General features: G+C 31.4%; 15 protein-coding genes and 1 rRNA gene. 5 read left to right on the forward strand and 11 right to left on the reverse strand.

Annotated features, from left to right (window positions below):
- Positions 1–63: ribosomal RNA gene (locus ACFVR2_RS11515) — 16S ribosomal RNA — on the reverse strand; the annotation flags it as partial.
- 341 nt (positions 64–404) lie between these two features.
- On the opposite strand from ACFVR2_RS11515, the gene ACFVR2_RS11520 reads away from it, so the two are divergent.
- Together ACFVR2_RS11520 and ACFVR2_RS11525 are read left to right on the forward strand one after the other, a co-directional pair.
- A complete protein-coding gene (locus tag ACFVR2_RS11520) occupies positions 405–1,094 on the forward strand; it encodes an MgtC/SapB family protein (protein ID WP_387361796.1) in 690 nt (229 codons plus the stop codon).
- A 63-nt stretch (positions 1,095–1,157) separates the two neighbouring features.
- Positions 1,158–2,150, forward strand: coding sequence for a potassium channel family protein (locus tag ACFVR2_RS11525; protein WP_387361798.1), 993 nt, complete (start codon positions 1,158–1,160; stop codon positions 2,148–2,150).
- A gap of 82 nt (positions 2,151–2,232) precedes the next feature.
- Here the strand turns inward: ACFVR2_RS11525 and ACFVR2_RS11530 are convergent, their stop codons facing one another.
- Together ACFVR2_RS11530 and ACFVR2_RS11535 are read right to left on the reverse strand one after the other, a co-directional pair.
- The gene (locus ACFVR2_RS11530; protein WP_387361800.1) at positions 2,233–2,637 is read right to left on the reverse strand and encodes a YugN family protein; all 405 of its coding nucleotides are present in this window, start codon (positions 2,635–2,637) and stop codon (positions 2,233–2,235) included.
- Between the two features lie 119 nt (positions 2,638–2,756).
- Entirely contained in the window at positions 2,757–4,109 is a 1,353-nt protein-coding gene (locus ACFVR2_RS11535) for a glucose-6-phosphate isomerase (protein WP_387361802.1), read from the reverse strand.
- A 202-nt stretch (positions 4,110–4,311) separates the two neighbouring features.
- On the opposite strand from ACFVR2_RS11535, the gene ACFVR2_RS11540 reads away from it, so the two are divergent.
- Positions 4,312–4,545, forward strand: coding sequence for a DUF378 domain-containing protein (locus tag ACFVR2_RS11540; protein ID WP_056468643.1), 234 nt, complete (start codon positions 4,312–4,314; stop codon positions 4,543–4,545).
- A gap of 74 nt (positions 4,546–4,619) precedes the next feature.
- On the opposite strand, the gene ACFVR2_RS11545 is transcribed toward ACFVR2_RS11540, so the two are convergent.
- Positions 4,620–5,006, reverse strand: coding sequence for a CvfD/Ygs/GSP13 family RNA-binding post-transcriptional regulator (locus ACFVR2_RS11545; RefSeq protein ID WP_335413601.1), 387 nt, complete (start codon positions 5,004–5,006; stop codon positions 4,620–4,622).
- Positions 5,007–5,324: 318 nt separating this feature from the next.
- Between ACFVR2_RS11545 and ACFVR2_RS11550 the strand changes: the two genes are divergently transcribed.
- On the forward strand, positions 5,325–6,161 hold the full coding sequence (locus tag ACFVR2_RS11550) for an alpha/beta fold hydrolase (protein WP_387362767.1): 837 nt from the start codon (positions 5,325–5,327) through the stop codon (positions 6,159–6,161).
- Positions 6,162–6,199: 38 nt separating this feature from the next.
- On the opposite strand, the gene ACFVR2_RS11555 is transcribed toward ACFVR2_RS11550, so the two are convergent.
- From ACFVR2_RS11555 to kapD, 6 genes are all read right to left on the reverse strand, one after another.
- Entirely contained in the window at positions 6,200–7,603 is a 1,404-nt protein-coding gene (locus ACFVR2_RS11555; protein ID WP_387361805.1) for a sensor histidine kinase, read from the reverse strand.
- A complete protein-coding gene (locus ACFVR2_RS11560) occupies positions 7,591–8,274 on the reverse strand; it encodes a response regulator transcription factor (RefSeq protein ID WP_387361807.1) in 684 nt (227 codons plus the stop codon). Before ACFVR2_RS11560 ends, ACFVR2_RS11555 begins: the two co-directional genes overlap by 13 nt.
- Entirely contained in the window at positions 8,267–9,253 is a 987-nt protein-coding gene (locus ACFVR2_RS11565) for a YncE family protein (protein WP_387361809.1), read from the reverse strand. Before ACFVR2_RS11565 ends, ACFVR2_RS11560 begins: the two co-directional genes overlap by 8 nt.
- A 109-nt stretch (positions 9,254–9,362) precedes the next feature.
- On the reverse strand, positions 9,363–10,109 hold the full coding sequence (locus ACFVR2_RS11570; protein ID WP_387361811.1) for a FixH family protein: 747 nt from the start codon (positions 10,107–10,109) through the stop codon (positions 9,363–9,365).
- A gap of 214 nt (positions 10,110–10,323) precedes the next feature.
- Positions 10,324–10,506, reverse strand: coding sequence for a hypothetical protein (locus ACFVR2_RS11575; RefSeq protein WP_069034802.1), 183 nt, complete (start codon positions 10,504–10,506; stop codon positions 10,324–10,326).
- 271 nt (positions 10,507–10,777) lie between these two features.
- The gene (kapD, locus tag ACFVR2_RS11580) at positions 10,778–11,398 is read right to left on the reverse strand and encodes a 3'-5' exonuclease KapD (protein ID WP_387361813.1); all 621 of its coding nucleotides are present in this window, start codon (positions 11,396–11,398) and stop codon (positions 10,778–10,780) included.
- A gap of 241 nt (positions 11,399–11,639) precedes the next feature.
- On the opposite strand from kapD, the gene ACFVR2_RS11585 reads away from it, so the two are divergent.
- Complete coding sequence (locus ACFVR2_RS11585; RefSeq protein WP_387361815.1) at positions 11,640–13,511, forward strand: transglycosylase domain-containing protein; 1,872 nt, start codon at positions 11,640–11,642, stop codon at positions 13,509–13,511.
- Positions 13,512–13,562: 51 nt separating this feature from the next.
- Here the strand turns inward: ACFVR2_RS11585 and ACFVR2_RS11590 are convergent, their stop codons facing one another.
- Positions 13,563–14,120, reverse strand: coding sequence for a DUF5366 family protein (locus ACFVR2_RS11590; RefSeq protein ID WP_387361817.1), 558 nt, complete (start codon positions 14,118–14,120; stop codon positions 13,563–13,565).
- Positions 14,121–14,311 lie beyond the last annotated feature (191 nt).

Below are 14,311 nucleotides of genomic sequence, written 5' to 3' on the forward strand. Positions count from 1 at the left end.
GACTTGCATGTATTAGGCACGCCGCCAGCGTTCGTCCTGAGCCAGGATCAAACTCTCCATAAAAGTTAAGTTTAAATCTTGTATTGCTCAAAAAAACTAATAATTGACGTTTACTTCATGTTTTGTTTAGTTTTCAAAGTTCACTTTATCGCGTCATTTGCGACTTTTTCATATTAACATCTCTTTGTCAGCGAGTCAACATTTTTTTTATTTTTTTATTACTTCATTTCGTTTTTGTCGAACCATCTTGGCGACGTATATAAATATAACACCCCATCTAGATTATGACAAGCCCTTTTTTCACTTTTTTTAAAAAAAGATAAAAAAAATTATATATAGTACGAAGGAAGTGTAATACGCAATGTCGAATTAGCCATAAACTATATAGAAAAGGGGTTTAGAAAATGGATCTACAACCAGATATCCTCATAAAATTACTAATATCAGCAATGTTAGGTTCCGTTATCGGGTTAGAAAGAGAGTTAAAACGAAAACCTCTTGGATTAAAGACATGCCTTGTTATTTCAATAATGAGTTGCCTATTAACAATTGTTTCTATTAGTTCAGCTTTTTCATTTCATGGAAGTGATTATTTAAATATAACAATGGATCCTTTACGTTTACCGGCTCAAATAGTATCAGGAATCGGTTTCGTTGGGGCTGGTGTAATTCTCCGAAGAGGTAATGATACAATTGCGGGGTTAACAACAGCTGCTATGATTTGGGGTGCATCGGGTATCGGAATAATTGTTGGGGCTGGCTTTTATGTCGAAGCTTTTGCAGGCGTAGGGTTATTAATAATAAGCGTAGAATTAATTCCCTATTTAATTAACAAGCTCGGTCCTAAAAGATTAAAAGAAAGAGATATAAGTTTGAAGCTAACAGTATTAGGAAGCGAAAATATAAATATTGTCATTGATCAGATAACAGCTCAGGATATTACAGTTAAAAACATTAAAATAAAAGGATTAAATAATGATGAACATTATGTCCAAATGAAATTATTAGTGTTTAACAAACGAAGAACGACAGAAATTTATTATGATATTGAACAAATAGAAAACATCCGTGGAATTGAAATAGAAAGTATATAGTAGTGATAAGTTATTACTTATTGGTAAAAATAAGTGTTACGAAATTGCGATGGAGGTATAAGCTTGAAAGTATTTCGTAACCAACCTATCTATTTTAAATCCTATACACTATTTAAAATTACTTTAATTTTATTATCATTGATTGCTATTTTCGGATCAATCATCCATTTCGCTGAGCCATTTACTTTTCCAACCATTTGGGACGGTATGTGGTGGTCAATAGTAACTACATTTACAGTAGGTTACGGTGATTACGTACCTCTATCTCCAGTTGGACGTTTTTTTGCAGTTATCTTAATTTTACTTGGTACTGGATTTGGTTCTTATTATATGATTTCATTCACGGCACAGACTTTTAGGAACCAGGACGCGGATTTTAGAGGTGCACTTTCGTTTACAAAAAGGAACCATATTATAATAGTAGGTTGGAATGAACGAGTTAAAAATGTTATTAAACAACTACGTGCATCTTCAAACCAAGTCTATATTGTATTAATTGATGAAAGTTTAGAGTTATTACCTCCTGATTTAGAAAAGGTGCACTTTGTAAAAGGCTCTGCCGCTAATGACTCAGTTTTAGAAAAAGCAAATATAAAGTTTGCCAATACAATCTTAATTACAGCTGATCAAAATAAAAATGAGCAAGATGCCGATATGCAAACAATTTTAACAATCATCGCAACGAAGGGTCTTAACCAATCAATTAACTGTATCGCAGAAATCTTAACCAAAAATCAAGTAATTAATGCAAATCGAGCTGGCGCCAATGAAATAATTGAGGCGCATTTGTTGACTTCCTTTGTAATGTCAGGTTCGATTATGCATAGAGGATATTCAGATGTAGTTCTTAAGTTAACAAATCAATTAGAAACCTTTACAGTAAAAATATTGGAAGTTGAACAAAAAATGATTGGAAAATTTTATTTCGATATTGTAGTTGAAGAATTAAACAACGATAAAATGATTATTGGAATCATTCGTGATAAACAAACAATCATCAGACCCGATAAAAGTATTAAGATTGCAAAAGAAGATTTTCTTATCTTACTTACTTAATAATTGTTTCTATTAAAAAAGAGCCAATCTAAAGGATTTGGCTCTTTTTTGATAGACAAAGTTCTAAAACCTGCTCATTTTTTTATAAAAGTTCATCTTCAATACTCTTAAGAATTTCAAACCCTTTTATTTGATATTTTCTAGGAACTTTTCCATCTTTTTCAATTGGTTCTTGGAACTGGTTTAATGATCCAGTTAAATTTCCCTCATAACCAATATTATCATCAAGCCCCTCATTATAAATATGCGTCAATAAAAAGGGAGTCTCAAATTGTATAACTGCTCCGTTCATATCTAACGAACCTGAAGTAACATTAAAGGGTAATCTTAAATATTGGTACCCGTCATCATCTCGCATTAATAAATCAAAACTCCCATGATCATATTCCCAGTTTGCTCCAATTACAAATCCATGATTTTTTAATTTCCCCTCAATGTCATTAAGCGGAAATATTGCATTTTCTAATTTTGATTTTAAAGGATACATGCTTTCCTCCTCCTTTTTCAATAGTATTTTCTTATTAAGTAAAAACATGAATATTAATTTTAATTTCAATAAAAAAACCGTTGTTAAAGTCAATTTAACAACGGTCCTTATGTCTAATATTATTTTAAACGTTCTTCTAATTGCATTTTTAGTTCTTCAAATCCTGGTTTTCCTAATAATGCAAACATGTTTTTCTTGTATGCTTCAACACCTGGTTGATCAAAAGGATTTACTCCAAGTAAATATCCGCTCATCGCACAAGCTAGTTCAAAGAAGTATACTGTATAACCGAAAGTATACTCATCTAATTTTGGTAATGAAACAATTAGATTTGGTACTCCACCATCAGCATGAGCTAATATCGTACCTTCAAAAGCTTTTTTATTAACAAAATCTACTGTTTTACCAGCAAGATAATTTAATCCGTCAGAGTCGTTATCCTCAAGTTCAATTGTTAATTCATGGCGAGGATTTTCAACAAATAAAACTGTTTCAAATAAATCACGTCGACCTTCTTGTACATATTGTCCAAGAGAATGTAAATCCGTTGAGAAGTTTGCCGAAGATGGATAGATACCTTTTTGGTCTTTCCCTTCACTTTCTCCAAATAATTGCTTCCACCATTCTCCAAAATATTGTAATGATGGTTCGTAGTTAACAAGCATCTCTATTGTTTTACCTTTGTTGTATAAAACGTTTCGAACAACTGCATATTGATATGCTTGATTATCTTCTAATTCTGAAGAGTTATATTCTTTATATGCATCTTGTGCACCCTTCATCATTTGTTCAATATCAATACCCGCTGCAGCAATCGGTAATAAACCTACTGCAGTTAATACTGAATAACGTCCACCTACATCGTCAGGAATAACAAATGTTTCATATCCTTTTTCATCAGCAACAGTTTTTAATGCTCCACGTGCTTTATCAGTAGTAGCATAAATACGATGTTTCGCTTCTTCAACACCATATTTTTCTTCTAACAGCTTTCTAAATATACGGAATGCAATAGCTGGTTCAGTAGTTGTCCCAGATTTTGAGATAACATTAATTGAAAAATCCTTATCCTTTAAAACTTGAGTTAAATCATGCATATATGTAGAACTAATATTATTTCCTACGAAGAAAACTTGAGGTGCTTTTCTTTCTTCTTTAGAAGCAATATTAAAAAATGAGTGTTGTAACATTTCAATTGCAGCACGTGCACCTAAATAAGATCCACCGATACCAATTACTAAAAGAACGTCTGAATCTGATTTAATTTTCTCTGTTGCTTTTTGAATTCGAGAAAATTCTTCTTTGTCATAGTCATTAGGTAACTCTACCCATCCTAGAAAGTCGCTACCTGCGCCTGTTTTTTCATGAATTGTATGGTGAAATAATTTCACTGCATCCCTTAAATAAGATATTTCATGATCTTGAAAAAACATATTTGCTTTTGAATAGTCAAATTTAATATGAGAAGTCATACATCAAACCTCCTTAAATAGTTGTAATACCTTTACAATGTACCTAATTAAATAATTGAAAGCAAGTAAATGGAATTATATTTATGTGAAATTTTTAACAAAAATTAAAAAGACAATTCTTCTAATAATTATTTTTAGGTACATAAACAAAAATAAATGAGGAAAGCTATGATAGAAGGTCATAAAAAGGAGGTTAACCTATATGAGTACATTACAACGTATTGCACTTATTTTTACAATTATTGGAGCTATAAACTGGGGATTAATTGGATTTTTTCAATTTGATTTAGTTGCAGCAATTTTTGGTGGTGCAGATTCTGCTTTTGCTCGAATTATTTATGGTATCGTTGGTATTTCAGGATTAATTAACCTTGGCTTATTATTTAAACCTTCAGAAGAGCTAGGGACACATCCTGAAACAAATGAAGTAAGATAAATTGCAGACGTAATTAGTCTCCTTAGTATCTTTACTTTTCTAACATTAAAAAGGAAGGGTAATCCCCTTCCTTTTTAATTCGTCATATTTTCTTTCTTCATCTCAACGCGAAGCCATTCATTTAATTTTTTATGCAGGGTGCTAAATCCATCTGGTTTAAGCTCTCTTAATAGTCTAGCTGCATGTTTTAAGTTCTCTTCACCATTAAATCCTTGATCGATACTTGCTCCTTTTAAAGACAAACTTATTTTTCCTGTCATCTCATCAATAGACAGTACACGTACATTTACTAATTGCCCAACAGAAATATAGTCTCGAATATCTCGAACATATCCATTAATAATTTCGGAAATATGTACTAGTCCTTGTGTTTGGTGATCAAGTGAAATAAAGGCACCATACGTTTGAATCCCTGTTACTTTACCAGTGTAAACTTTTCCAATATTGTAGTTTTGTGCCATTCAAAACACTCCTAATTTTCGTTCAATTCCACTAACTAAATTTTAGCACACACAGACCAACTTTTAAAGTTTGCTTACTACTCATAAATGGCACTTCTCTAAAATCCCTTTACTTATTATAGTCACTTTAAAGGTTGGGCTATTTCAATTATTTTAAATAAATACTTGTCTCTATTAGAATTGACGAAAAACTTATAATTTAAAAGTATTTTAGCCTTTTGCATATCATATGGTGACATACAGAGTATTACTTAGATAAAGAATGTATTCCTTCCGTTTGGACATAATAATCCAAAAACTTAAAGGAGAGTTTGGATGATGAATCATTCTGGAACAATGCAGTCGACATATAAGGTTTCTGGACTTGATGTTTATTATGAACTTTACGGATACCATAATAGCAATAAGCAAGATTCAAAAGTATTTGTATTAATTCACGGTTTTTTATCATCTTGCTTCAGTTTCCGAAGACTAATCCCTTTTATCTCAAAAGATCATGTAGTTGTCGTAATTGACCTGCCCCCGTTTGGTAAAAGTGGAAAACATTTAAATTTTAAATATTCGTATGATAACTTTGCGAATGTCGTTATCTCTCTTGTAAATCATTTAAATTTGAAAAACATTTATTTAGTCGGACATTCTATGGGTGGGCAAATTGCTTTATATGTAACGAAAAAAGAACCGGAACTTGTTAAAAAAGTGATTTTATTATGTAGTTCGGGGTATTTAGGAAGGGCCAATCCACATTTAATAATTTCATCTTATTTTCCTTTTTTCTATCTATATATAAAAAGGCATTTAGCTAAACAAGGTATTATGAATTCCCTAATTTCAGTTGTTCATGATCAGAAGTTAATCGATGATGAGATGATAAACGGATACAAGGAACCTTTTTTGCAAGATGAAATTTTCAGAGCATTAACAAAGATGATTCGTGATCGAGAAGGTGATTTAAGTCCTTCAGATTTACAGAATATATCTGTACCTACTCTTTTAATTTGGGGCGAAAAAGATAAAGTAGTTCCATTAGAAGTAGGCGAAAGATTGCATCGTGATTTAAGGTACTCAACTTTATATACTTATCCAGAAGCAGGACACTTAATTCCGGAAGAAATTCCTGAACATATTTATGAACGTATATCAAATTTTGTATAAGAAAAAGAGTCTCGAATTGGGACTCTTTTTCACATTTTTTATATTTCAAATATCGGTAAAGTAATAATAATCTTCAAACCTTTGCCATCAATATTCATAAATTTTATCTTACCATTGTGTTGGTCAATAATATGCTTTACGATGGCAAGTCCTAATCCGGTTCCACCTTCGTTTCTAGATCTTGCTTTATCAACACGATAAAATCTTTCTCCTAAATGTGGAATCTCTTCAGACGGGATCCCCTTTCCTTCGTCTAAAACTTCCAATGTGACTTGTTTATCTTGAAATAATGAAATATAAATTGTTTTACCTGAAGGCGTGTAACGGATTGAGTTATCAAGTAAATTGTGGATTACCTGTTGAAAACGATCTGGGTCAACATTTGCGATAATCGTCTCATCTAAATTTTTTTGAATTTTAATATTACGTTCAATGAGTATCTGGGAATATGTCTCGATTGTATCTTCAATTAGCTGGGCAATTACGTTAGGTTCTTGATTAAGTGGAAATTGCTGACCATCTAGTGTGGCCAAGTCAAGTAAATCTCTAACTAATCTTTGCATCCGACTAGCCTCTTTTTGAATGATACCAACATATTTTAGTTGTTGCTCTTGCTTTATTACGCCATCTAAAATTGCTTCACTATATCCTTTAACATAACTTAACGGCGTTCTTAATTCATGAGAAACATTGGCTAAAAACTCTTTTCTATTTTCATCTTCTTTTTGTAAAGAATCAGACATTGAGTTAAACGCAGTAGCTAGTTTTCCTATTTCATCCCCACTAATGTAGTTTATACGTTCAGTATAATCACCATTTGCCATTTTATAAGATATTTGCTCCATTCTTGATAAAGGCTTAATCATTTGTTTTATTATACTTCTGCCAATCAAAAGAATAATGAAAGCAAATAGCAATGTACTAATCGTAAAGATCCATTTTGATTGTTGGATTAATTCAGTAACACTCCTTAAAGGTAAGTGTAAATAAATAATCCCTTCAAGTTTTTCTTTTTTTACAACCGGAACAACAACACCGATTATTTGATGCTTAAACCTTTTTTCAAATCCTGTCTTCGTAATCACTTTTCCTTTTAATAATGTTTCACGGTCATCTTCAGTAATGAAAGATTCATGGCTTACATTATAGGGGATACATGCACTTAAATCTCTTGGATTACTAATAAATAAAACATTAGCATTTGAAACAGCATCAAATTTTGAAACAAATTCTGAAAAATCATTTACATTATTCGTTTTATGATAATGATTTACTAAACTTTTACCTTCTTGGATTAACGTGGAGCGAACATATGAAACATATAATTGCTTATATGCAAACTGAAACATTAAAAAGAAAAAGATTGTAGTACAGAGTACGATTAAACAAATCGTTAACCAAAGCTTTTGTAAAAACGATAACGAATAGATCAATTTCCACATCCGTTTATCCCAAATTTATACCCTACACCCCAAACGGTAGAAATATAATCTGCATCCTGTCCTAATTTAATTCTTAAAGTTTTTATATGTGTATCGACTGTTCTAGCCGTACCGAAATAATCAAAACCCCAAACTTTTTCTAAAATTTGCTCACGGCTAAAAACGTGGTCTTGGTTCTTACAAAAGAAGAGAAGCAAATCATATTCTTTTAAAGTAAGTGATAAAGGTTTGTCCGATACAAAAGCATTCCTAGACTTTTCATTTATTTTGATTTGCCCAATCTGTAAAACGGAAGCATCCGTATTTTTTGTTCTTCTTAAAACCGCATCTACTCTTGCAATTAATTCCCCTGGACTGAAAGGCTTTACGATATAATCATCCGCTCCCATTTTCAATCCATTTACCTTATCCCACTCTTCACCTTTTGCTGTTAAGAAAATCACAGGCACATTTGATGTTTCTCTAATCTTTTTACAAAGGGTCCATCCATCCATTATGGGCATCATTATATCTAAAATTAATAAATCATAGTTTGATTGACTTATTTTTGATAATGCGATCTCACCATTGTTTGCTTCGTCCCAACTATATCCACTATTTTCTAAATACATTCCAACCAATTGGCAAATTTCTTGTTCATCATCAACAATCAATATCTTTCTTTCAATCATGTCGAATGCCCTCTCTTAACAATAATTGAAAAGGTCCTCTTCCTACTGCAACTTCTTTTTCAATTTTCATCGTTGTCGTATTTATTTGGTACAACTTGTTTAAATCATAGCTAGCTGCATAAGCAGTATGTTTAAAGCCAATAGCTGTATATGGATTCGATCCAACTTCTATAAACTTAGTCTGATTAACTACATTCGGATTTAGCTTATAAATTTGATTTGTACCATGGGCGATTGTAAACAATCCATCTTCATTTTGAAAAAACGAAATAGGCATTAAAGGAGTATGAAGAGACTTTTTTTGCTTACCAGTATTAGTAGAATATACCTTTACGTACTCATTTTCCTCTTCACCATTTCCATGTCCCCCAACAAATAGTTCAGATGAATCTTTGTTTAAAATTAAGCCTACTGATGTGTTCGGCACTTCAATTGTTTGTTCGATTTTAAAACTACTTAAGTTAATACCAATCACTTTTCTCTCGTTAAACAAGCTAACATATAATTTATGATGAATCGTATCTTCAACCATAGAAATTGGATTTCTACCTATTTTAATTGTTTTAAGAATCTTACCCTTACGATTAAAAAATGTAATGTTATTCTTTTTTCCATTCGTTACAGCAATCACCCGATTACTTTTTAAAGAAATTATATTAGTAATACCAGTACCAGCATTCCAACTATCGACATGGTCCCCTGTTGATAGATGATAAATATCTATTTTTGGATTTGTTGGATGATATACCGCAATATCCTCTCCGTTTTGTAAAAATACTGCTCCACTTACATCTCTATTTAAATTCCAATCTGTTACTTTATGTAAGTCATCTAAATTTAGGAACGTTAAACTTCCCACTTTTTTATTTACTGAAATAAGGACATTTTCCGAATCCTGAATATGTGACATATTATTTGACACACAGCCAGTACAAAATAAGAAAAATAAAATCGTGCTGAAGATCGAAATCTTTCTCAAAATATTCACCCCCATAAAAGCGAGATCAGTCTGTAGCTCTTGACTTCTAGCTTTATATAAAAGAGGCTATCCTTCTATTCATCAAAGATAGGATAGCCTTCGTTATTATTTAATTTACTGTAACCTCTTTTTCAGTATGGTCATGTAATTCCTCTTTTTCAACATGAACCTTTACTGTATTTGTTCCTTTTTCTTTAAATGTATACTTAACTTCATATTCACCCGGTGCAACTTCTTTTGCATCAGTATAGTCATGCTTTCCTTGCTCATCTTTCCATGTTTCAATTCGCACGTTCGCTTTTTCAAGTGGTTTACCATCATTCGTCATAAGATGAATCGTAAAAAGATTTTCTTTATTTGCATCAATATTTTCAGTGCCCATTAAATGAATCATTACATCGCCATGATGTTCATCTCCACTGTGAGTTTCATGTTCACTCTTTTCGCCATTACTATTACTAGTTGAGGTAGTAGTTTGAACTTTAAAATCCTTTTTAGGCATTGAATGTTGATCCCTAGCAGTAACATGGGCAATGACATAATAATCACCCGGATCAATAAATTTGTATGTAGCTGAATAAATACCATCTGCACCATTTTTTGCATCAAGCATGGCGATACTATCCTCACCATTTTTACCAATTTCAAATTGAACTTCGTCTGCGTCAGAAACCGCTTTATTATTTTGACTAACTTCAGCACGAATTGTAATTTCTTTATTTAAATTAATATCAGATGTCGGCAGAAGTATATTTACATCAACAGGTTTTTCAACTACGGGTTCCTTCTTCTTCTCATTAGAACATCCTGCAGTAATCATAATGCTTACAATTAATAGACTTAAAAATTTTTTCATATGTATTTCCTCCTAAGATTCTGCTAAAGTAAACAGATCTTACATTTTAGATCGATAAGATTAATGTTTTAAACGCGCTTTGTTAAACAGATCTGAATTAGTCTAATGTAGCTAATAAATTCACAAAAACAATCTATCACAAAAATGTGATGAAAATGTGATGTAACTCCAAAAAAAAGAGACCTTCCTTAGTAAGTCCCCATTTTGAATTATTTTATTCACGTAATGATTTTTTTTCTTTTGATTCCATTAATTCTGTTATACGCTTTTCTTCTTTCAGCGATGCCTTTTTAATTAAATAAAAAGTAATAAATGCACCAATCATAAAAATAATTAATGAAATAACGGCAGGTATATACTCTGTTTTATCTTCAGGAAAATATAAAAACTCCATCATAGTCCCATCACTCCCACTGCCAATTATACAAAGTATTCTAAAATAATCAAAGTAAAATGAGGTAATGGTCAAAAGATTTTCCACTGATAATTAAGTATTCTGTTGTTGATTTCCACTTCGGGATGCTCGCTTTCCATGGGGCATGAGCTGAAGCACCCTGTAGTGGAAATCAATAGGCACAACTTACTTATCAATGATACATCCAACAATTTAATTAACAAATTCCTCTTTCAACAAAATAAAAACCAACTGATTTAAAATCAATTGGTTTTTAGTATGAAGATATTCTTTTCTTTAATAATGAAAAATCAATTAAGTCTCCTAAAGTCGCTGGAGCAGGTTTTTTCATATATTGCTTATCTTTTTCTACTAATTTATAAATATGATATGTCGTTAATGCATCATCTAGTGCTTTGTGGTGATTTCCAGTTCCATCTTTTCCATACTCTTTCATTGCGTTCCAAAGGCCAGTTTGGTTTTGGTTACCGAAGAAGGTTTTATACTCAAGACATAAATCTCTTACTTCCCCATTAATTGGGAATGAAATATTCGCAGCCTCGCAATTATGTTTTAGTACTCTCATATCCATATTGCCCCAAGTAATTACCGTAGTTCGATAGTTTTTCGTCGCTTCATTTAATATTTCTCCAAGTTCTTTTAACTGTATCCCATGATCAACATTCTCTTGAGAAATATTTAGAAACCTTTTGCATCTTGAGGATAACGTTGGAAACTGCAGCGGTTTAACAAATGAAGAATATGTTTGATTAATCTCATCATTAATGACACTTACAAAACCAACTTCAATGATTTCCGGAAAAAATTTAATTCCTTTTGATTTTCCATCGGGCATTGTAAATTCAAAATCAATAAACAGTAACTGCTCTTTCATTTCCTCACCTCCAGAAAAATAAATTTTCTGATTTTTACTTATTGTCTTATATGATTAATGAATATTCAAGTAAGACAAATTTCCTATTTTCAACTTTATTCCTTATTTTATTAATACAACCAATTTGTGTAAAAAATAACATAAGATACCCATCAAGATGAAAAATCGTGTTAAAATAATATCGTTCGTTTAATTATTTCTTTAAACGAATTAATAAATAGAAAGTATATAGAGGGCTTTTATGAAAAAAATTATTGGATTTATTATTATTATAATAAGCTTTCTTGTCTTTTATTTCACATCTCAGCAAGCTATGATGGCATATGAGACCTCAAAACATATTCCCAAAAAGAAGGTAGAAGAACTACCTGTTGTTTCTTTATCACAGAACAGTGTTTTTTATGATCGAAATAATAATCCTTTTTATATTCCTGCTTCTGGTGATAATAGAATTAATTTAAAAAGCGGAGATATTCCGCAACTAGTAAAAGATATCTTTATTTCTACCGAAGATCGATATTTTTATTCACATAAGGGTATTGATTTATTTGGAGTTGCTAGGGCATTTATGGTGAATGTTTCGAATAGTGGAATAGAACAGGGAGCTAGTACAATTACACAGCAACTTGCAAGAAATTTATATTTAACTCAAGCGCGTACAGTCGAACGCAAAATAAAAGAGATTCAAATCTCTTTACAACTTGAAAAGCAATATTCTAAAGATGAAATTTTAGAAATGTACATTAATACAATTTATTTTGCAAATCGAAACTATGGAATTGAAGCTGCAAGTAAAGCATATTTTAGCAAATCGGCAAAAGATTTGAGTATTGCTCAAACCGCTTTCGTATGTACAATTCCGAATAACCCAACTTTATATGATCCTTTGAAAAACTTTAATAATGCTAAAAAGCGTCAAGAAAGAATTTTAGGTATTCTTAGAGATCAGGGGAAAATCACTGAACAACAGTATACTGCTGCAATGAAAGAAAAAATCACGCTAAAGAAAGATAGTAAAACACAGGAATATCCTGATTACTATTCTTACGTTGATTCTGAACTGAAAAGTATTTTAGCTGGTAAAAGAGGAAAATTTAATACTAGCAAACTTTCAGCAGCACAACAAACTGAATTAAAAAAATTAAAAACTGTTCAAGAAAGAGCATTATATTTACAAAATCAAGGCTTAAAAGTCTATACAAGCTTAAGTCCATCGGTTCAACAAGTGACTGTCAGCGCAGTTAATCGAGGAACACTCTCAACAAGTACGCAGGGAGCTGCAGTTGTAGTAAAAAATGATACACATGAAATTATTGCAATTTCTGGGGGAAGAAACTATGAACCTCACAATCTAAATCGAGCGTTCCAATCATATAGACAGCCAGGTTCAACGATTAAACCATTACTAGTTTATGCGCCATATATCGAAACCTTTGGTGCTACTCCAGATACAAAAGTAAACGCAGATAACTACTGTAAAGGCACATATTGTCCTAAAAATGATAGTAAGAAAGAATACGGTGATGTAACTTTACGTACTGCTATGCAGAACTCATTTAATACGGCTGCAGTTCGTTTATATGAGCAACTTACACCACGTATAGGTTATTCATACTTAGATAAGTTTGGTTTTAGAACGATTACAAATGAAGACCGTATAGAGCTTGGCCGTGCACTTGGTGGCTTCAATGTTGGTATGTCGCCATTAGAAATGACAGATGCATATTCTACATTTGGAAACAATGGAGTATTCTATGAAAATACCGCCATTAAAAAAATCACGTTAAGAGATGGTACTGTACTATACGATAATGAACCAAAAGCAGTTCGAGTATACAATCCATCAACGAACGAAACCATGAGAAGCATGTTAAACTCTGTAGTAAAAGATGGTACTGCTAAACATATTTATATGCCTCTTAACTATATAGGCGGTAAAACAGGTACAACTAACGATAATACGAATCTATGGTTCATGGGATTAACTTCAAATTATACAATTGGTACGTGGATTGGTAATGATAAACAAAGAATTCCAATTCCAAAAAACTATTCTTATCCACCTACTCAACGAATTTGGCAAAATATCGTTGTGAATGGTCAATTATATTAATCTATAAACAAAAAAGTAGCACTTTTGAGATAATCAAAAGTGCTACTTTTTTTAAAATGGCATTGAAGTTTTAAATTTAGCTAAAACTGTAAATGCGCCATATACTACTCCGCTTCCTACTAATCCCCAAATGATTAATTGGATCATGATAAAACCAATGACCCCTATAATTGTATAGTTAGATTTTTGCTTAATCAAAAATAAAATAAAAAATGCAATTACTGATACTAGTAAAATAATAGCAATATACACTAAAGATTTATTTAAAAAGATAGCAATTAATCCACCTATTAAAAAGACAAAAGAATATTTCTTGGTTGCTAATAAGTCTACTCCTTCATTATCCTTTGAAAATAGAAGTAGAGCAAATTGCCAGATCATATCAGAAATTAATTTGAATCCACTCAAAACTAAATAGAAAAGAAATGCTATACCTAGAAATGTTAGGATTCTAATTTCCTTCTCTGGAAGTAGATCTGTAAGTGGTTGTAGAATACCAGATACTGATAAAAAGTTTATAGTCATTTGAAAGAAGTTTAATGTAATGGCGACCGTAAACATAATAATTGATAAAAGTGCATTAAAGCCTGTGTAATATATATTTTTCATCGAATGTCTCCTTTCTTCTCTATCTCAAGAAATTTCTAATTCATTCAAAAATCCTTAAATAGAGGATGTCTATTTATCTTCGAAATTTTATATACACAACTTAATTATTTTACCATAAGTTTAAGATAAAATTGATGAGTTTCTATTTTTTCTTTTTAGAAATAATTATTTTAAATTACATTTTAATATTT

Source organism: Gottfriedia sp. NPDC057991 (assembly GCF_042886615.1).
Classification (GTDB): Bacteria; Bacillota; Bacilli; order Bacillales; family Bacillaceae_G; genus Gottfriedia.